This is a genomic window from Bradyrhizobium sp. KZN70725, assembly GCF_055264925.1.
This window is the reverse complement of record NZ_JBUYWT010000004.1, coordinates 106316-126803: the sequence shown is the minus strand read 5'-3', so window position 1 is coordinate 126803 and position 20488 is coordinate 106316. Positions and strand designations below refer to the sequence as shown.

12 protein-coding genes are annotated in these 20488 nt (G+C 65.4%); 5 read left to right on the top strand and 7 right to left on the bottom strand.

Translation table 11 applies throughout. The features are described from left to right. Nucleotides 1–61 precede the first annotated feature (61 nt). Together ACZBJS_RS05430 and ACZBJS_RS05425 are read left to right on the top strand one after the other, a co-directional pair. Nucleotides 62–1480 (top strand): TolC family outer membrane protein, encoded by a 1419-nt coding sequence (locus ACZBJS_RS05430; protein ID WP_143271176.1) that lies wholly within the window; start codon nt 62–64, stop codon nt 1478–1480. Nucleotides 1481–1618: 138 nt separating this feature from the next. Then, nucleotides 1619–2587: an amidohydrolase family protein gene (locus ACZBJS_RS05425; protein ID WP_463438481.1), complete on the top strand. Its 969-nt coding sequence runs from the start codon at nt 1619–1621 to the stop codon at nt 2585–2587. Here ACZBJS_RS05425 and ACZBJS_RS05420 read toward each other — a convergent pair. From ACZBJS_RS05420 to ACZBJS_RS05410, 3 genes are all read right to left on the bottom strand, one after another. Then, entirely contained in the window at nt 2580–5714 is a 3135-nt protein-coding gene (locus tag ACZBJS_RS05420) for an efflux RND transporter permease subunit (protein ID WP_463438480.1), read from the bottom strand. The two genes, ACZBJS_RS05425 and ACZBJS_RS05420, sit on opposite strands and share 8 nt — an antisense overlap. Nucleotides 5715–5829: 115 nt before the next feature. Beyond that, a complete protein-coding gene (locus tag ACZBJS_RS05415; protein ID WP_057015665.1) occupies nt 5830–7077 on the bottom strand; it encodes an efflux RND transporter periplasmic adaptor subunit in 1248 nt (415 codons plus the stop codon). 151 nt (nt 7078–7228) lie between these two features. Further along, nucleotides 7229–8635, bottom strand: coding sequence for a CoA transferase (locus ACZBJS_RS05410; protein WP_463438479.1), 1407 nt, complete (start codon nt 8633–8635; stop codon nt 7229–7231). Nucleotides 8636–8757: 122 nt separating this feature from the next. Between ACZBJS_RS05410 and ACZBJS_RS05405 the strand changes: the two genes are divergently transcribed. After that, entirely contained in the window at nt 8758–9045 is a 288-nt protein-coding gene (locus ACZBJS_RS05405; protein ID WP_463438478.1) for a hypothetical protein, read from the top strand. A gap of 602 nt (nt 9046–9647) precedes the next feature. Here the strand turns inward: ACZBJS_RS05405 and ACZBJS_RS05400 are convergent. From ACZBJS_RS05400 to ACZBJS_RS05390, 3 genes are read right to left on the bottom strand one after another with little or no spacing between them, the layout of a single operon-like run. Then, complete coding sequence (locus tag ACZBJS_RS05400; RefSeq protein ID WP_316394599.1) at nt 9648–13085, bottom strand: error-prone DNA polymerase; 3438 nt, start codon at nt 13083–13085, stop codon at nt 9648–9650. Continuing rightward, entirely contained in the window at nt 13082–14731 is a 1650-nt protein-coding gene (locus ACZBJS_RS05395) for a Y-family DNA polymerase (RefSeq protein WP_463438477.1), read from the bottom strand. Before ACZBJS_RS05395 ends, ACZBJS_RS05400 begins: the two co-directional genes overlap by 4 nt. Beyond that, a complete protein-coding gene (locus ACZBJS_RS05390; RefSeq protein WP_463438476.1) occupies nt 14622–15455 on the bottom strand; it encodes an ImuA family protein in 834 nt (277 codons plus the stop codon). The genes ACZBJS_RS05395 and ACZBJS_RS05390 overlap by 110 nt, the downstream gene beginning before the upstream one ends. A gap of 329 nt (nt 15456–15784) precedes the next feature. Between ACZBJS_RS05390 and ACZBJS_RS05385 the strand changes: the two genes are divergently transcribed. Then, nucleotides 15785–17233, top strand: a complete 1449-nt coding sequence (locus ACZBJS_RS05385; protein ID WP_076833091.1) for a UdgX family uracil-DNA binding protein — start codon at nt 15785–15787, stop codon at nt 17231–17233. A 531-nt stretch (nt 17234–17764) separates the two neighbouring features. Continuing rightward, nucleotides 17765–19387 (top strand): inorganic phosphate transporter, encoded by a 1623-nt coding sequence (locus ACZBJS_RS05380; protein WP_057015669.1) that lies wholly within the window; start codon nt 17765–17767, stop codon nt 19385–19387. Between the two features lie 90 nt (nt 19388–19477). Here ACZBJS_RS05380 and ACZBJS_RS05375 read toward each other — a convergent pair whose 3' ends face one another. After that, entirely contained in the window at nt 19478–20386 is a 909-nt protein-coding gene (locus ACZBJS_RS05375) for a LysR family transcriptional regulator (RefSeq protein ID WP_316394609.1), read from the bottom strand. Nucleotides 20387–20488: the final 102 nt, after the last annotated feature.

Sequence of the window (20488 nt, the reverse complement as noted above, 5' to 3'; positions counted from 1 at the left end):
GGTAGATGTGTCGGCGGCGTCGGCGGGGGCGCACTGCCGGAGTTTTGGTTTGCGGGATCACATGGTTGAGCGTGCCGCGAGGGTCGGCGACGTAGCGAGGCGCGTGCTTTTGTCGGGCATCGGCCTTGGCGCGCTGGCATGTGCGCTGCTGACGGAGACCGCGGCACGCGCCGAGAGCCTGCCGGACGCCCTGGTCAAGGCGTATCAGACCAATCCGCAACTCAACGCCGAACGGGCGCGCCAGCGTGCGACCGACGAGAACGTGCCGCAGGCGCTGGCCGGCTACCGTCCCCAGATCATCGCCGGCCTGTCGGTTGGTCTGCAAGCGGTGCGCGACCAGCTGCCCGGCAATGTGATCCAGACCGCAACGCTGAAGCCGTGGCAGATCGGCGTCACGGTGACGCAGACCCTGTTCAACGGCTTCAAGACCGCCAACAGCGTCCGCGTCGCCGAGTTGCAGGTGCAGTCCGGCCGCGAGGCGTTGCGCAATGTCGGCCAGGGTGTGCTGCTCGACGCGGTCACCGCCTACACCAACGTCCTGGCCAACCAGACCCTGGTCGAGGCGCAGCGCGCCAACGTCGCCTTCCTGAAGGAGACCCGGGCAATCACCGAACGGCGCCTTAATGCCGGCGACGTGACGCCGACCGATACCGCCCAGGCCGAGGCGCGGCTCAACCGCGGCCTTGCCGATCTCAACGCCGCCGAGGTCAATTACGCGATCAGCCAGGCCACCTATGCGCAGGTGGTCGGCAACGCACCATCCCAGTTGCGCCCGGCCGAGACCATCGACCGGCTGTTGCCGCGCAGCCGCGAGGATGCGATCGCGCTCTCGCTCCGCGAGCATCCCGCCGTCACCGCGGCAGGCTTTGACGTCGACGTTGCCTCGACCTCGATCCGCGTCGCCGAGAGCAGCCTGATGCCGAATGTCTCCGTGCAGGGCAGCGTCAGCCGCAGCCGCGACACCGACACCACGCTCGGCAGCTTCGGCACCGATCAAGCCTCGGTGATCGGTCAGGTGACGCAGCCGATCTATGACGGCGGCACCGCCGCATCGCAGACCCGGCAGACCAAGGAAGTCGCGGCGCAGAGCCGGCTGGTGCTGGATCAGGTCCGCAATCAGGCCAAGACCGCCGTGGTCAGCGCGTGGGTCGCCAATGAGGGCGCCAAGATCGCGGTGTCGGCTTCCGAGTCCGAGATGAAGGCCGCGGAGGTTGCGCTGGCTGGCGTGCAGAAAGAAGCCGCGGGCGGCCAGCGCACCACGGTCGACGTGCTCAACGCGCAGCAGGATCTGATCACCGCGCGAGCACGGCTGATCGGTGCGCAGCGCGACCGCGTGATCGCCTCCTACACGCTGCTCAGCGCGACCGGGCGCCTCGACGTCAAGACGCTGAACCTGAAGACGCCGGATTATCTGCCCGAGGTGCACTACCATCAGGTGCGCGACGCCTGGCACGGCCTGCGCACGCCGTCGGGACAATAGGCACTGCGGAACCGTTCGCTCCGCGAACGGGCCCTTCCCGCCCGCTCTCTCCGCCGATAACCTCCGCCCCCGCCGGCAACCCATAATGCCGGCGCGCGTATGACGCGCATAACAGCCGAGCACGCAGGGAGACGTCCAATGCTGACGCGACGCGATATGATGCAGGTTTCCATCGCAGCCGGAGTGACCATGACCAGCAGCAACGCATTTTCCAAGGCAGCGCAACCATCGACCGCGGTGAACTTCGACGTGCCTGCCGGGGCATGCGACTGCCACACCCACATCCATGGCGACCCCGAGAAATTCCCGTTCTTCGCCGGCCGCGTCTACACGCCGGAACCGGCCTCGCCGGAGGAGATGAGCGCGCTGCACAAGGCGCTCCATGTCGAGCGCGTGGTGATCGTGACGCCGAGCGTCTATGGCCCCGACAATTCGTCGACCCTGTTCGGCATCACGGCCCGCGGGCCGACCGCGCGCGGCGTCGCCGTGATCGACGACAAGACCAGCGAGAGCGATCTCGATGCCATGAACAAGGCCGGCTTCCGCGGCATCCGCCTCAACCTCGCGACCGGCGGCGTCAACGATCCCAATGTCGGCCGGCAGCGCTTCTCGGCCGCGATCGAGCGGATGAAGGCGCGCGGCTGGCATGTGCAGCTGTTCACCAGCCTCGCCATGATCTCCGCGATCAAGGACCTCGTCGCTACAGCGCCGGTGCCGGTCGTGTTCGACCATTTCGGCGGCGCCGAAGCCGCCCTCGGCACAGGCCAGCCGGGATTTGCCGACCTGCTCGCGCTGGTCAAGTCCGGCAAGGCCTATGTCAAGATTTCCGGCGCCTACCGCGCCTCCAAGCTCGCGCCCGATTATGCCGACGCCACGCCGCTGGCGCAGGCGCTGATCGCGGCCAATGCCGAGCGCATCGTCTGGGGCACCGACTGGCCGCACCCGGATTCGGTGACGCCGCAAGGCAAGAAGGTCACCGACGTGACGCCGCTGTTTCAGATCGACGACGGCCGCCTCCTCAACCAGCTTCCGGTCTGGGCGCCGGACGCCGCGGTCCGCAAGGCGATCCTGGTCGACAATCCGGCGCGGCTCTACGGCTTCACCTGAGGCCGTCCTTCGGCCGGCGCGAGAAGTAGGAGATCAAGACCGGCAGCGTGATCAGGATCACCAGCGGCGCCAGCATCATGCCGGTGACGACGACGATAGCGAGCGGCTTCTGCACCTGCGAGCCGATGCCTTCCGAAATCGCCGCCGGCAACAGGCCGACGCCCGCCACCACGCAGGTCATCAGCACCGGACGCAACTGCAGCTCGCCGGTGCGGATCACCGCGCGCATCCGGTCGTAGCCTTCGTCGATCAGCTGGTTGAACTGCGACAGGATGATGATGCCGTCCATCACCGCGATGCCGAACAGCGCGATAAAGCCGATCGCCGCCGACACGCTGAACGGAATCCCCGAGATCAGCAGCCCGAGCACGCCGCCAAAGATCGCCATCGGGATCACGCTCATCGCGAGCATGGTGTCGACCATCGAGCCGAAATTGAAGAACAACAGCACCGCGATCAGCGCGAGGCTGATCGGCACCACGATCGACAGCCGCCTGATCGCGTCCTGCAGATTGCCGAACTCGCCGACCCACTCGACACGCGATCCCGGCGGCAGCTGCACCTGCTCGTCGATCTTCTGCTGCGCCTCCCGGATCGCGCTGCCGAGGTCACGCTCGCGGACCGAGAACTTGATCGGCAAATAGCGCTCCTGCTGCTCGCGGTAGATATAGGCCGCGCCGGAGATCAGGTTGATCGAGGCCACTTCGGAGAGCGGTATCTGCGTGATGCCGCCGTTGGCGTTGGCCACCCCGATCCGCAAGTTCTGGATCGCCTCCGCGCTCTTGCGATATTCCGGCGCAAGGCGGACGATAATCGGAAAGTGCCGGTCGCTGCCGGGCTCATAGAGGTCGCCGGCGCTGTCGCCGCCGACCGCAACCCGGATCGTGGCGTTGATGTCGCCCGGCGACAGGCCATAGCGCGCGGCGCGCGCGCGATCGACGTCGATCTGGATGGTCGGCTGGCCGAGCGAGGTGAACACCGCAAGATCGGTGACGCCCTGCACCGTCGACAGCACCGACTTGATCTTGTTGGCGGTGTCGGTCAGCGCCTGCAGATCATTGCCGTAGAGCTTGATCGAGTTCTCGCCCTTCACGCCGGACACCGCTTCCGACACGTTGTCCTGCAGATACTGCGAGAAATTGAATTCGACGCCCGGGAATTTCTCCTGCAACTGCGCCAGCAATTGCGCAGTCAGCACGTCCTTGTCGTGAGTATTTGGCCATTCGCTGGCCGGCTTCAGCGGCGCGAAGAATTCGGCGTTGAACAGGCCGGCCGCATCGGTGCCGTCGTCGGGACGGCCGTGCTGCGACACCACCGATACCACCTCGGGACGGCTGCGGATCAGCTTCCGCATCTCGTTGACATAGGCATTGCCCTCCTGCAGCGAGATCGTCGGCGGCAGCGTGGCGCGGATCCACAGATTGCCCTCTTCCAGCTTGGGCAGGAATTCGAGGCCGAGGAAGCGCGCGAAGATGATGGTCATGACCACGAGGCCGGCCGCGCCGGCCATCACCAGCTTGCGGTTGGCGATCGCCCAGTTCAGCACCGGCAGGTAGATCGCGTCGAGCTTCTTGACGATCCAGGTCTCGGTCTCGTGGATATGCGCCGGCAGGATGATCGCGCTGAACGCCGGAGTGACCGTGAACGTCGCCAGCAGCCCGCCGGCCAGCGCGTAAGCATAGGTGCGCGCCATCGGGCCGAAGATGTTGCCTTCGACGCCGGACAGCGTGAACAGCGGCAGGAACGCCGCGATGATGATCGCCGCGGCAAAGAAGATCGAGCGCGACACATCGGCGGCCGCCGACAGGATCGCGTGGCTCTTCATCCCCATCACCGTGTCCTCGGAGATGTGGCTTCGCTCGTGTTCCGACAGCGCGGTGGTCTGCGACAGCCGGCGGAAGATCGCCTCCACCATGATCACGGTGGCATCGACGATCAGGCCGAAATCGATCGCGCCGACCGACAGCAGATTGGCGGATTCGCCGCGCAGCACCAGGATGATCACGGCGAAGAACAGCGCGAACGGGATCGTCGCACCGACGATCAGCGCGCTGCGGAGGTCGCCGAGGAATATCCACTGCCACAGCACGATCAGGAGGATGCCGACCACCATGTTGTGCAGCACGGTGTGGGTGGTGAGCTCGATCAGGTCCTTGCGGTCGTAGATCCGCTCGATCTTCACGCCGGGCGGCAGGATCGAGGAATGGTTGATGTCGTGGACCAGCTGCTCGACGCGGGTAATCGTCGGCGAGCTCTGCTCGCCGCGGCGCATCAGGACGATGCCCTGCACGATGTCGTCGTCATTGTCGAGGCCGGCGATGCCGAGCCGCGGCTTCTCGCCGATCGTGACATGGGCGATGTCGCGCACCAGCACCGGATTGCCGCCGGACTGCGAGACCATGGTGTTGGCGAGGTCGTCGATCGAGCGGATCAGGCCGACGCCGCGCACCACGGCCGATTGCGAACCGATGTTCACGGTGTTGCCACCGACATTGATGTTTGCGTTGGACACCGCCTGCAGCACCTGCGGCAGCGTCAGTCCGTTGGCGACCAGCTTGTTGAAGTCGACCTGGATCTCGTAGGTCTTGGTCTTGCCGCCCCAGCCGGTGACGTCGATCACGCCGGGCACCGCGCGGAAGCGGCGCTGCAGCACCCAGTCCTGCAGCGTCTTGAGGTCGAGCACGCTGTAGTTAGGCGGTCCCTTCAGGCGGTAGCGGAAGATTTCGCCGATCGGGCTGAGCGGCGAGATGCCGGGCAGCACGTTGCCCGGCAGCGGCGCGAGCTGCGACAGGCGGTTGAGCACCTGTTGCAGCGCCTCGTCATAGGTGTAGTCGAAGGAGAACTGCAGCTTGACGTCGGAAAGGCCGTACAGCGAGATGGTACGGATGGTCTTGAGGTTCTTGATGCCGGCGACCTGGGTCTCGATCGGGATCGTGATGTAGCGTTCGATCTCCTCGGCCGAGAGGCCCGGGCTCTGCGTCACGATATCGACCATCGGCGGGGTCGGATCGGGATAGGCCTCGATGTTGAGCTGCTTGAACGCGAGCAGGCCGCCGATCAAGACGGCCACAAACATGGCCACCATCAAGTAGCGGCGATTGACGGCAAGGGCGACGAGGCGATCCATTCAGATCGGCGCTTTCAACTGGAAGGGAATTTTCTTATTGAGCGTGATCTCCGCGCAAACGCGTTGCGCGTTTGTCGCGAGGGAAAACCGCTTCCCACTTTTCCGGATCATGCGCTTAGGTGCCTGATGCGGCGCGGTCGATGAAGAGGCTTCCCTTCGTCACGATCTGCTCGCCCGGCTTGAGGTTGCCGGCCACCTCGACGAGGTCGCCATTGATGAGGCCGGGCTTGATCTGACGCAGCTCGATGGTCTTGTCGTCGGCCCTCGCGACCCAGAGCCGAACCTGGTCGCCCTCGTAGATCAGCGCCTGCTTCGGCACGCCGACTGCCGGGTGATCGCCCTTCGAATACAGCGTCACATTGGCGAACATCTCGGGCTTCAGCCGCTTGTCGGCGTTGTCGATGGTGGCGCGAACCAGGAGCCGGCGCGAGGTCGCGTCGATCGCCGCGGCGACATAGTTGACCCGGGCGTTCAGCGTCTTGCCCGGCAGCGCCATCACGCTGAAGGTGAGGTCCTGGCCGACCGCGACATTGTCTGCGTCGGATTCGCGGACGAAGGCGATCAGCCAGACCGTCGACAGATCGCCGATCACGTAGACCGGGTCGCTGGCACCGGTCGAGACATACTGGCCGGGACCGGCCTTGCGCTGGACCACGGTGCCGCCGATCGGCGCGAACACCGTCGTCTCCGGATTGAGGCGGCCCTTCTGCCGCAGCGTCGTGATGTCGTCGTCGCCGAAGCCGAGAATGTGCAGCTTGTTCTGCGCCGCTTCCAAAAGCGTCTGCGCCGAGCGCGCATCGTTCTGCGCTTGCACCAGCGCGGTCTGGGCCTGCTGATAATCCTTCAGCGGGATCGCCTTGCCCTCGGACAGATCCTTGGCGCGCTTCTCCTGGATCTGCGCCAGGTCGAGCGCCGACTGCGCCTTGTTGAGGCCGGTCATCGCCGCGATGTAATCGTTCTGCGCCTGCACGGTGTCGGCCGCCTCGATCACGAACAGCGGCTGGCCCTTCACAACGGCATCGCCCGGCCGCACCATGAGGCGGGTGACACGCCCGGTATAGGGCGAATAGACCGGGGTGGAGCGGTCCTCATCGATGCCGATCTTGCCCTCGGTCACCAGCTCGGAGCGGAAAGTGTGCTCGCTCACGGTCTGGAAGGTCAGGCTGGCCCACTCGGCCGCCGACGGCGCATAGCGCGCGCCGCCCTTGCGGGACTGGCTGGAGACTTCCGAAGATGTCTGCTTTTCCGAGCCGAAACGCGTGTAGCCATAGGCACCCGCGCAGGCAACCGCCAGCAGCGCCGCGGCCACGACCAGGCGCGGACGGCTAAAGCTCTGCATTCTCTTGGTAAACTCTTTCACCATGCGGTCCGCGGGGTCGATCGTTGCAGCATCCGGCGGGACGGCCCCAGCGGTGCGCTAATAGTGCTGAATTGGCGTATCAAACAACCTAAAAATCGCCATTCGGCGACGCCTGTCGTTAAAGTTTGCATAGCCTGAACGGCAGCTGAATGTCTCATCCGGGAAACTCCGGGGCAGGAAACTCCGGAGGGTGGCTGCCGAGCGGCATGGCCGGACGGGACCAATGGGCCGGGGTCCTGGACAGCACGGCGGCATGCCGGACCGAGCTCAGCGTGCCAAAGCCTGACCGCAGCCGTTCGATGAAGGGCTGCACCGCATCCGCCTTCAGGTCCTCGGTCGCAAGGCCTCCTTCGAGGCGGCCGAGATTCCACAGCCAGCGTCCGGTCTGCGCCAGCGATACCCGGACGTGCCAGCTGCCGCCTTCGCGGGCCTGGCGGGCCTTCGCCATCATGGCACCGAACGCCATGAAATATCCGGTGGCGTGGTCGAGCATCTGGGCCGGCAATTCCTTCGGCCCATCTGTGCCGGCCGCCTGTCCTTCGGCATGATTGAAGCCGGTCGTGGTCTGCACCAGCGAGTCGAAGCCGCGGCGCCCGGCCCACGGGCCGGCATGGCCGTTGGCCGACAGTGTCACATAGACGATCCCGGGATTGATCCGCGCCGCTTCCTCCGGCGAGAAGCCGAGCCGCGCGATCGCCTGCGGCCGATAGCCCTGCGAGAGAATATCGGCCTGCGCCAACAGCCCCTGCATCACACCCCGCCCCTCCTCGCTCCGCAGTTCGAGGAAGCTCGTGAGCTTGCCGCGGCCGGTGTCGATGGTGAGCCAGGGGATCGCCGGCAGATCGGGACCGGAGATCAGGAGTACGTCGGCGCCATGCGCCGCGAGCGTGCGGCCGGCGACGGGACCGGCGATTACGCGCGACAGATCGAGCACACGGATGCCGGCCAGCGGCCGGTTGCCCGCGGGCCACGGCTTCGGTGCGGCCTCGCCGATCTTCTCGATCGAGATCAGCGGCAGTTTTGCCAGTTCTTTGGCATGCGTCGTCGCCGACCACTCGTCGTGCGAGCGCATCAAGGCGACGACGCCGCCGGCGGCGTAGGCCGCGGTCTCGAACGCCTCGCCGTCCCATTGCAGCAGCGCGGCCTGGACCTCGTCACGCTCGGCGTTGCAGCCGAGCACCTTGCAGACGGCGTCGCGATGATGCGGGAAATTGGTGTGCAGGCGGACAAAGCGGTTGTCTTTGACACGATAGACGCCGGCGATCTTGTCCCAGGCCGGCGGCGGCGGCTTGTCGTCGACGCGCAAATAGCGCTCGCTGCGGCATTCGACGACGGCATGGCGGATGTCGACCGCGACGTCCTGCTGCTCGCCGCTGCGGGCCTTCCAGATCTCGGCCGCGGCGAGGCCGGCTGCTGCGATCGGCGCCTGCGCTGCGGCTGCGACCCGAAACGACGACGGCAGCTGCGGCTCGCTGCCGGTCAATGTGACCGCATCGAGCGCGGCCGGCGCGCCGCCGGCGCCGGTCCAGACATCGGAAAGGATTTCACGAATGTCCTGCATGCGCATACCCGTTTGCGATTATCCTATGCCCGAGCATGATGACAAAAAGGCGGTGCCCGATCCCAACAATCATTTCCGGCCCTGCTTATATCCAGCTCTGCCCGACCCACACAGGAGTTGCAATGGCTGCCATCGATCCTCTCACCGCCGGCGCTGTCTTCCTCGCGACCGCAGCGACCGACGCGGTCTATGTCATGTTCACCTCGGCGGTCGTGGCGCGCAAGGGCGTGCCGGCGGCGACCTGGAGCAGCGTCTGGTATGTGCTCTCCTCCTATGCGGTGATCAGCTACACCGAAAACTGGCTCTACGTCGCCTTCGCCGCCCTCGGCTCGTGGGTCGGCGCCTACGCATCGATCACCTTCCTGCACCGCCCGCCGGGCGGACCGCCGGTCGGCGCCGCGGTGGAGTAGCATGCAGCGGCTGAGGAAGTCATCCGCCATCGATGCGACGGTGAGACCCGCCCGACAGGGACCAGCTGTAAGCTACGTGTCAGCATTGGCGTGTAGGCTACACGTTCGCATTCGCGCGACATCAGTCGATGAACTGGTTGGATGGACAATGGCGCGTTCGCGCCGCATGAACTCGGAGAACCCATACGCCGCGGCGAATGTTGTAGGCGGGACTCGCCGTTGGAAGAGTGCATAGCAATTTGCTTCGGTGGTTAAGTCCCAGGCGTCGTCCCGGCGAAGGCCGGGACCCATACGCCGCAGCGGATGTTGTGGATGGCACTCGTCGTTCCAGCAGAGCGTAACCATTTGCAACGGTGGTTGTGGGTCCCGGCCTTCGCCGGGACGACGATGAGTGTGTGGCGCGGTATGTGAGTCATGCTTCCGCGTTCTCACGACATGTTTTGTCCGAGCTTTGCATCTCGTTCCGCCCTCTCTTTTGAACAGAGGGCGCAGGGAAAGCCGGGTGCCGATCGCACCCATGGGCCCCGAGGAATGGGTAGAAAGCTCGGGGGTAGGACCACAGGTGTCCTCAGGGTGACGGTGAGAGAGCCGTCGCACGCGGTTCAATGAAAATCGCGGGACGGCGGCAGGATGCGGACGTTGCGTGGGTGGCGGATCTTTTGCGGCGAGTTGTCGCCGTGATCGCGGCGGTCGTCGTTGAGCGGCTCGATCAGCGCGGGGCCCGCCGGCACCGGATGCTTGCGGCTCAAGGATTCGTTGGCGAGGCCGATCAGATCGTGGGAGCGATCGGTCATGCGCTGCGCCACCAGATGCGTCACGCCCTCCGGGCTGCTCTGGATATAGCCCTCGACCAGGATCAGGCGCGCGCCCATCACCTCCTTGCGGTACTGCTCCATCACCTTCGGCCACACCACGATGTTGGCGATGCCGGTCTCGTCCTCCAGTGTCATGAACACGACGCCCTTGGCGCTGCCCGGCCGCTGCCGCACCAGCACGACGCCGGCACAGCGGACGCGGCGGCGGTCGTTGCTCCGGTTGATGGTGTGACAGGCGACGACGCGCTCCTTCGTAAAGGTGTCGCGCAAAAACTCCATCGGATGGCCCTTCAGCGAGAGGCGGATGGTCTGATAGTCGGCGACCACCTGCTCCGGACGCGGCATCTCCGGCAGCGGCTTGGCGCCCTCATCCGGCTGCTCGCGTGCGGTGGCGGCCTCGAACAACGGCAGCGGCACGTCGTCGGGCAGCCGGCGCACCGCCCACAGCGCCTCGCGGCGGTCGAGCCCGAGCGAGCGGAACGCATCGGCGTCGGCGAGCAGGATCAGCGCGCGCTTGGGCAGGCCGGTGTCGCGCGCGAAGTCTTCCAGCGAGGTGAACGGCCGGCGGTTGCGCGCGGCAACGATGCGGTCGGCCCAGTCTGTCTCAACACCGTCATTCCGGGGATCGCGAAGCGAGAACCCGGAATCTCGAGATTCCGGGTCTGGTGCTAGCGCACCATCCCGGAATGACAGTTGAAGCTGTTTCAGCCTCTCCTCGTCCTCATCCAGCCAGTGAAATCCGTCGATCTGGCGAAAGCCGAGCCGCACCGCGCAATGATCGCCGACCTTCTCCTCGAGCGTGTTCTGCGCAAAGCTATGGGAGACATCGACTTCGCGCACCGTGACGCCGTTCTTGCGGGCGTCGCCGACGATCTGGGCCGGGGCATAGAAGCCCATCGGCTGCGAGTTGAGCAGGCCGCAGCAGAACGCATCCGGATGATGGTGCTTCAGCCATGAGGAGATGTAGACGAGTTGGGCAAAGCTCGCGGCATGGCTTTCCGGGAAGCCGTAACTGCCAAAGCCCTTGATCTGGTCGAAGCAGCTGCGGGCGAAATCCGGATCGTAGCCGCGCGCCACCATGTTGCCGACCAGCTTCTCCTCGTAGCTGCCGATGGTGCCGAGATTGCGGAAGGTCGCCATCGAGCGGCGCAGGCCATTGGCTTCCTCAGAGGTGAAATGGGCCGCCTCGATCGCGATCCGCATCGCCTGCTCCTGGAACAGCGGCACGCCGAGCGTCTTGTGCAGCACGTTGTAGAGTTCGTCCTTGTCGCCCTGGTCGGGCGCCGGCGATGGATAAGTCACCTGCTCCTGCTTGTTACGCCGCCGCAGATAAGGATGCACCATGTCGCCCTGGATCGGACCGGGGCGCACGATCGCGACCTCGATGACGAGATCGTAGAAGGTGCGCGGCTTCAGCCGCGGCAGCATGTTCATTTGCGCCCGACTCTCGACCTGGAACACGCCGAGCGACTCGCCGCGACACAGCATGTCGTAAACTTTCTTGTCGTCCTGCGGGACCGAAGCTAGCTCCCAGTGCTCGCCCTTGTGGTCGGCGATCAGGTCAAAACATTTGCGGATGCAGGTCAGCATGCCCAGCGCCAGCACGTCGACCTTCATCATGCTAAGGGCGTCGACGTCGTCCTTGTCCCATTCGATGAAAGTGCGGTCGTCCATCGCGGCGTTGCCGATCGGCACATAGGTGTCGAGCCGGTCCTGGGTCAGTACATAGCCGCCGACATGCTGCGAGAGATGACGCGGAAACTCGATCAGCTCGGTGGCGAGCTCGACCGCGAGGTTGATCATCGCATTTTTGGGATCGAGCCCGGCCTGTCGCACCTGCATGTCGTTGAGGCCCTTGCCCCAGCTGCCCCACACGGTGTCGGCGAGCGCCGCGGTGACGTCCTCGGTCAGCCCGAGCGCCTTGCCGACGTCACGGATCGCGCTGCGCGGGCGATAATGGATCACGGTGGCGATGATCGCGGCGCGGTGGCGGCCGTAGCGGCGGTAGACATATTGCATCACCTCCTCGCGCCGCGAATGCTCGAAATCGACGTCGATGTCGGGCGGCTCCAGCCGCTCCTTGGAGATGAAGCGCTCGAACAACAGATCGACCTTGGTCGGATCGACCGAGGTGACGCCAAGCACGAAGCAGACCGCGGAATTGGCTGCCGAGCCGCGTCCCTGGCACAGGATGTTCTGGCTGCGCGCATAGTGCACGATGTCGTGCACGGTGAGGAAGTAATGCGCGTATTTCAGCTCGGCGATCAGCGCGAGCTCCTTGTTCAGGGTGGTGCGAAGCTTTTCGTCGATCTCGCCGCCGAAATATTTGTCGACACCGGCCCAGGTCAAATCTTCCAGATGCTGCTGCGCGGTCTTGCCCGGCGGCACCGGCTCGTCGGGATACTGATATTTGAGCTGGTCGAGCGAGAAAGAGATGCGTGCAGCAAAGCGCATGGTTTCCGCGATCGCGTCCGGCAGATCGCGAAACAGCCTGATCATTTCATGCGCCGGCTTGAGATGCCGCTCGGCATTGGCCTCGAGCCTGCGGCCGACCGCCTCGATCGTGGTCTTTTCGCGGATGCAGGTCAGCACGTCCTGCAGCGGGCGGCGCGCCGGATGGTGATAGAGCACCTCGTTGGTGGCGATGAGCGGCACACCGGCGTCGGTGGCGAGGCCATGCAGCCGCGCGAGGCGGCGCCTGTCGTCGCCGCGATAGAGCAGGCTTGCGGCGAGCCAGACGCCGTCGGCGGCGCTTGCCTTCAGCTTTGCAAGCAGATCGAGCGTGCCTGCCTCCTCAAAGCGATGCGGCAGCGCCAGCACCAGGAGCTGCCCCTCGACGAAGTCGAGGAGGTCGGCGAGCTTCAGATGGCACTCGCCTTTCTCGATCCGCACGATGTCGTCGCCGCGCTTGCCGCGGGTCAGGAGCTGGCACAGCCGGCCATAGGCGGCGCGATCGCGCGGATAGACCAGGATGTCGGGCGTAGAGTCGATGAAGACGATGCGGGCGCCGATCAAAAGCTTTGGCGGATGGGCAACCTTCTCGCTGTCGAGCTCCTTCCAGGCGCGCACCACGCCGGCCAGCGTGTTGTGATCGGCGAGCCCGATCACGGGAATCCCGAGTTCGCTCGCCTGATGCACATAGGCGCGCGGATCGGAACCGCCGCGCAGGAAGGAGAAATTGCTGGTGATGCCGATCTCGGCATAATCAGGTGGAGGTGCGCTCATGCGAACAGCCCATGCACATACCAGTTGGCCGGAACGGGCTTGCCCTCCTCGTCGCGCAGCTCGCTCTCGTAGAGACCGTCGCGAAAGATCCAGAAGCGCTGGCCTTCGGCATCCTCGACGCGGAAATAATCGCGCGTCAGCGACGCGCCGTCCTGCTTCCACCATTCCATCGCGATGCGCTCGGGGCCCTCGACCCGCACCACCTCGTGCTGCGCGCGCCGCCAGGTGAATTGATGCGGCGGACCGTCGGGCACGGTCGCGAACGGCACCTTGATCGGTTCGGGCTGCTCGAATAGCCGCAAGGGACGCAGCGGTGGTTCGCTCGCAACGTGCTCCGGCCAGGCGGCGGCGCTGGCCGCGGCCAGATGATGCTGCGCCGGCAGCGCGAGCGCCGATCGTTCGGGGATGTGGCTCTCCAGCGGCAGATGCACGACGACGCGTTTTCCGCCGATGCGGGCGGCGATGCGGTCGATCAGCGCCGAGAGCTCGTCATTGTCGTGTATGGTGGCGTCGAGATCGCGCTGCTGCTGTACCACGATCTCGGTACGCCCTGCGGCGAGGCGAATGAGATCAAAGCCGAAGCCGGGATCGAGCGGATCATTCAGCGCATCGAGCCGCTCGCGGAACAGGCGATCGATCATCTCGGGCCGCGTCACCGGACGCCCGGTCTCGACCATGATCGCGCGCACCGCACCGTCGGTGCGGAAGAAGCTCGCTTCCAGCTGCCGCGCACCTTTGCCCTGCTTGTCCATCGCCGCAACCAGCATCTTGGCAAGGCTTGAGAGCGTCAGCGCGATCACGGTGTCGGTCGCGATCGGCTCGGGGAAACGCTTCTCGACGATGTAATCGGGCAGCGGCTTGCGCGGGCTGATCGGGGCATCGCCCTGCCCGAGCGCGTGGCTGAGCAAGGTGGTGAAGGCCGCACCGAACCGCGCCGAGATTTCATGCGGCGCGCGCGAGGCGACATCGCCGATGGTCTTCAAGCCGGCGCGGCGCAGGCCGGTGGTGACAGCGGCATCGGCACCGAGCGCCGACACCGGCAGCGGGCCGACCGCCGCCGCCTCCTCGCCATCGGCGACAATCTTGCCCGAGGCGGTGCGCGTCAGCGTACGCGCCGCGATCGAGGTGCCGGCAATGGCCGCGCTAACGGCAAAGCCGCGCCGGCTCAGCGCCCCCGTCACGGTCTGCAGCAGCGCTCGCTCGCTGCCGAACAGATGCGCGCAGCCGGTGATGTCGAGAAACAGACCGTAAGGCAGATCGAGCGCGACCAGCGGCGTGAAGCGGTCGCACCAGCCGGCGATGTCGTTCAGCGTCTTCAGATCGGCGGCGGGATCGGCATCATAGACCGTGAGCTCCGGACAGATCGCCCGCGCATTGGCGAGCGGCAGCCCGATCGACAGCCCGGCGCGCACCGCGGCCTCGTCGATCGCGTGCAGCAGGATGGCGTTGTGGTCTTTTGCGACGACGACGCTGGGGAGTTCTGCTTTCTTCGCCTCTCCCGCTTGCGGGAGAGGGAGCCCTGCCACCTCCCGTGCATCAGCTTGCGAGGCGATGTCCTGCGCGAGCATGCGCTTGATGCGGTCGATGGGCAGGCGTGGCAGCCACAGGCTGAGGATACGCCGACGGTTCACTGAATTGGCACTCATCACATTTCCATTCCATGATCCATCGCCCGACAGGGCCATGACGATTGCGCACGAGTTCGGCCTCGAAGCGCGGCGCGCCCCACACGCTCGCGGCATTGCCCGGCGGCGAATGCGCCGCGCGCACGATCCAGCGCGTCTCCGCGGTCGAGGGGATCGGGGTTGCCGCGATCCGCAGCACCAGCGCGGTGACGCCGGAGGCCTGCGCGGCCAGGGTCAATTTGCGGCTGGCGACGAGATCGAGCTGGCGCGCCTGGCCCCAGACCTCGAGCACGACCGCGCCGAGCGCATCGCAGGCGAGCGCGTCGGCCGCGGCGCGCAGGCCGCTATCGACATCGGCAGCGCGCACCGTGACCAAGAGGCGCGGATCGAGGCCGAGCCCGGCAAGCCCGCGCATCGATAGCGCGCCGTTTTCGCGATCGGAAAAATCCTGCCGCACCCAGACCAGCGGCTTGCGTGCCGACAGCCGTCCGGCGAGCCCCGCAATGAAGCCGGTCGCCGCGCCGCCTTGATGGCCGGCCGCGAACACCTCGTGCAATGCCGCCGGCGCAAGCCCGCCGCGCAGCATCGCATCCGCGCCGGCATGGCCGAGCGCGACGCGGTTCGGCATCGCCGCATCCGATGACGCCTCGATACGCGCGATGCTGCCGCGCAGAGACGCAAGCGTACCTATGCGTGCGGCGGCGCATGATCCGCCAAAGTGTGAGCGGTTTGGCGACAAGATCATGCGCCTTTCTTAAAAAAGAGGAGCGCGATCGGACGCAAAACCGGCGACCACTTTTGCTGATCGCGCTCCGGCATATGCGCCGCTCCTTCCAACCAAAATTTGAGGCCGTCACTGGTCTGAACAGAGAACCAGGGACTGGCTCATTTGTTCATGATATGTTCTAATATAAAGCTAACAGGGCCCGCGGAGTCAATCGGATTGGTGAGATCATCGATTCATGAGTGGAATCAATGGGATTCAGCAGCCGCCGAACCGGACAGGCCCTGATCTTCCGCAAGTCAGGCACGCAGGCCCCGAAAATGACGGCGTGACGGAAACGGAGCAATCGCATGCGTATCATCGTGCTCGACAACGACACCGATTTCGAGGGCTGGCGCAAGGCCGCGCGGCGATTGGCGCTGAACGATGTGAAGCCCGCGGAGATCACATGGACCGTACGCAGCGACGACGAATTGTCGTCGGCATCCTGCGTGAATGAATTGCCGGATACGCCGCAGGCGCGGTTCAATGTGTCGGCCAAATTCGTCGAGCTCGCAAAGGCCGCGATCCTGCATCGCAGTGACGAACGCTTTGCCCTGCTCTATCGCCTGCTGTGGCGGCTGCGCAGCCGTCACGATCTGCTCAGTGCGACCGATGATCCCGATATCGCCGAGGTCCACGCGATGGCGCGCGCGGTCTATGTCGATATCGACAGGATGCATGCGCATCTGCGCTTCCGCGAGATCGGCCGCGAGCGGACGGCTCATTACGTCGCCTGGTTCGAGCCGGAGCATCACATCGTCGAGCTTGCCGCGCCGTTCTTCGCCGGCCGCTTCGCCGACATGCCGTGGTCGATCCTGACCCCCGACGTCTGCGCACATTGGGACGGGCACGCGATCTCGATCACGCCGGGCGTCGCCAAATCCGAAGTGCCGACCGAGGACCGGCTCGAGGAGGCCTGGCGGCGTCACGACAACGGCCGCTTCAATCCCGCACGGCTGAAAGTGATGGAGATGCCGCAAGCCTATTGGAGGAACCTGCCCGAGGACTCGATCATTAAGCCTCTGATCGAAGACGCAATGCGCATGACCAGCGGCCCCTTCATCGCACGCAAGGCGGCCGAGCCGCAGAAGCGGCAGGATACGCCGATGCCCCGCAAGCAAGTTCAAGGCAAGCAAGTTCAAGGCAGGCAAGCTCACGACACCATCGCGGCCTTGCGCGAGGAGGCCGCCGATTGCCGCGCCTGCCCGCTGTGGAAAGACGCAACCCAGACCGTGTTCGGCGAGGGACCGCAAAGCGCAACGCTGATGCTGGTCGGCGAGCAGCCCGGCGACAAGGAAGATCTCGCAGGCCACCCCTTCGTCGGACCGGCCGGCCAGATGCTCGATCGAGCGCTGCAGGAAGCCGGCATCGATCGCCGCAAGGTCTATGTCACCAATGCAGTGAAGCACTTCAAATTCGTGCCGCGCGGCAAGATCCGGCTGCACCAGAAGCCGAGCACACCGGAGATCCGCGCCTGCCGCCAGTGGTATGAGCGCGAGCTCGCCACCATCAAGCCGGACCTCGTGATGGCGCTCGGCGCCACCGCGGCGCAGAGCGTGCTCGGCAAGATCACGCCGATCAACAAGAACCGCGGCCATCTGATCGACCACGACGGAACCAAGGTGCTCGTCACTGTGCACCCGTCCTATCTGTTGCGGCTGCCGGATGAAAAAGCCAAGGCGCTGGAATATCAGCGCTTTATCGACGACCTGAAAATCGCCGCACATCAGTTGCGCAGATCAGTCGATGCAGCTTGAGTTCCGCAAAACCAGCGGAACCTGAGGAACCACATCGCAACGAGAAATTGTTCTAAGCCGCGGACAAATACCTACAACCTTTAATTGATCCGTGGTAGGGTAGCATGTTCCGCAGGTATCGGGCGTCATGTTCACGCCATGACGTACCCTGAGGCGGGCGCGCTGCGCGGTTTGCTAGCCCCGATCGTGCGGCGCGCCACCTCATCTCTCAATCCCCCTCCCTCATTTCGCAACCTTCCACTCGCAGGCGTCCGCCGAATTCTCCGGCTGCCCGGCCGGCCGGATGCCAGTGTGATGTCCTCCGCACATTGTCTCGTCCTGCGAAACGCAGGCAGCTTTCCGTCGCGATCCGCGATCCTTGTTGCTGAAGATTGCCACGAGGCCGCGAAGCCACGTGCGCGCTCAATGCGTTGCACAAAACTTCGGCTCGATGTCCACCGCCACGGGAGACCGGCGCGGCTCGCGGGCCGGATTTCAATTGCTTGTCATATGCATCGATCAAAATCGGGAGCATTGGGACAGGAGTTTACCATGAGCGATATGGCGTTACCCGGCTCGATCGAGCCCGCCCTGAAAAAGGGTCCGGACCTCGACAAGGGCTTTCATCCTCTCACCGGGGTTATCTATTTGGGCGTGGTTGCGGCCGCGCTGCTGTTCGTTGCCTACAGCATCTATGCCGATGTCGACGCCACCGGCACGCGCATCACCTCGTTCCTGCCGTATATCCTGCTGTTCGTCGCGCTGCTGATCGCGCTCGGCTTCGAATTCGTCAACGGCTTCCATGACACCGCGAACGCGGTCGCCACCGTGATCTACACCCGCTCGCTGCCGGCGCATGTCGCCGTGGTGTGGTCGGGCATGTTCAACCTGATCGGCGTGCTGCTCTCCAGCGGCGCCGTCGCGTTCGGCATCGTCTCGCTGCTTCCGGTCGAACTGATCCTGCAGGTCGGCAGCAGTGCCGGCTTTGCCATGGTGTTCGCGCTCTTGATCGCCGCCATCATCTGGAATCTCGGCACCTGGTGGCTCGGCCTGCCGGCCTCGAGCTCGCACACCCTGATCGGTTCGATCATGGGCGTCGGCATCACCAACGCGCTGCTGCGCGGCCGTGACGGCACCTCGGGCGTCGACTGGTCGCAGGCGACCAACATCGCGAAGGCGCTGCTGCTGTCGCCGCTGTTCGGCTTCGCGCTCGCCGCCGGCCTGCTCTACCTCCTCAAGATCGCGCTGCAGCGCGCGACGCCGGCGCTGTTCGGCGAACCGGTCGGCGACCAGCCGCCGCCGTGGTGGATCCGCGGCATCCTGATCCTGACCTGCACACTGGTCAGCTTCTTCCACGGCTCCAATGACGGTCAGAAGGGCATGGGCCTGATCATGCTGATCCTGATCGGCACCGTGCCGACCGCCTATGCGCTGAACCGCGCAATGCCCTCGAGCCAGATCGAGCTGTTCACGGCGCACTCGACCGCGGCCAGCAAGGTCATCGAAGGCAAGGCCGCCGGTTACAACGTGATCGGCAACCCGCGCCCGGCTGTGACCAACTATGTCGCGCAGCACCAGATCAACGAAGGCACCTTTCCGTCGCTTGCGGTGCTGGTGCGCGACATCGGCCAGCAGGTTGCCCAGTATGGATCGCTGGCCAAGTTCCCGGCTGACGCGGTCGGCAACACCCGTAACGACATGTACCTGGCGTCCGAGGCGATCCGTTTCCTGATGAAGGACAAGGAAGCCGAGCTGACCGCTGCCGACATCGCCACGCTGAACCAGTACAAGGGCTCGCTCGATGCCGCGACGAAGTTCATCCCGAGCTGGGTGAAGTTCGCCGTCGCCATCGCGCTCGGCCTCGGCACCATGGTCGGCTGGAAGCGCATCGTCGTCACCGTCGGCGAGAAGATCGGCAAGACCCACCTGACCTACGCGCAGGGCGCCTGCGCCGAGATCACGGCGGCCGCGACGATCGCGGCGGCCGACGGCTACGGCCTGCCGGTCTCGACCACGCATGTGCTGTCGTCAGGCATCGCCGGCACCATGGCCGCCAACGGCTCCGGCCTGCAATGGGCCACGATCCGCAACATCGCGATGGCCTGGGTGCTGACGCTGCCGGCCGCGATGATCATCTCGGGCGTTCTCTACTACGTGTTCTACCACCTGTTCTGACGCCCCACGCTTTCGGCGCAGCAACGCGCCGGACAAAGGCCCGCACTCCGGTGCGGGCCTTTTGCTTTGGACTGCAGCCCGGCTCCTCGCTCAGGCGGCGCAAGCCTTCGCAACCTCGGCCAGCAGGCCGCGCGCCCATTTGTGCAAGCCGGATTTGGCCGTCCTGGCGCCCCAGTGCATGTCGATCGAGATCGGCACGCGGAACGGCAGCGCAGCGACATGGAGGCCGCCGCGCATCGCCCGCGCCAGATGATGCGGGATGGTCGCGACGAGCCTGGTGCCTGTGATGATGCGCTCCAGACTGTCGTGGTTGGGCAGGCTGACCACTGGCTCGATCTCGATCTTCCTCGCCCTCAGCGCCGCGAGATAGAGCGGCTGCCACTCACCGCTGTGGGTGATGAAGACATGCTCGGCCCTGGCATAGGCCGACAGCGCGATCCGGCCGCGCGCCAGCGGATTGGCCCGATCCATCACGCAGACGTAGTGGTCGGTGAGGATATGGCGCCGGAAGAAGCCTTCGCCGGCGATGCCGACCGGACCAAGCACGATGTCGCACTGGTTCTGCTTGAGATGGACATCGCCGTGGCCCGCGGCATCGAGCAGGACGAGACGGACTTGCGGCGCGCCGGCGCGCAGCCGCGTGCTGAACTGCGGGATCAGGGTCTGGCGTTCGTGATAGTTGCAGGAGATCGTCACGCTGCCCTGCGCCGTCGCCGGGTCGAATTCCGCCGGTGAGGCAAGCCCGTCGATCTCGCCGATCATGTCCCGCGCCCAGGTAACCAGCGTCGCGCAGCGCTTGGTCGCCGTCACGCCATTGCCGCTGCGAACGAACAGCGGGTCATGCAGCGCGCCGCGCAGCCGCTCGATCGCATAGCTGATGGTGGACTGGTTGACGTCGAGCCGTTTGGCCGCGGCGGAGAACGACTGCAGGTCATAGACCAGCACAAGGGTCCGCAGAGTCCCGATGTCGATCGGATCGATCGAGGAATTGGCCGCCACGCTGCACCTCCCGCATTGCTGGCGGCCCAGCCTAGCACAAGGTCATGGAATATTTCGATGGGCCAGATCAATCCCATCGAATTGAGCGATCGCGCAGCCCGG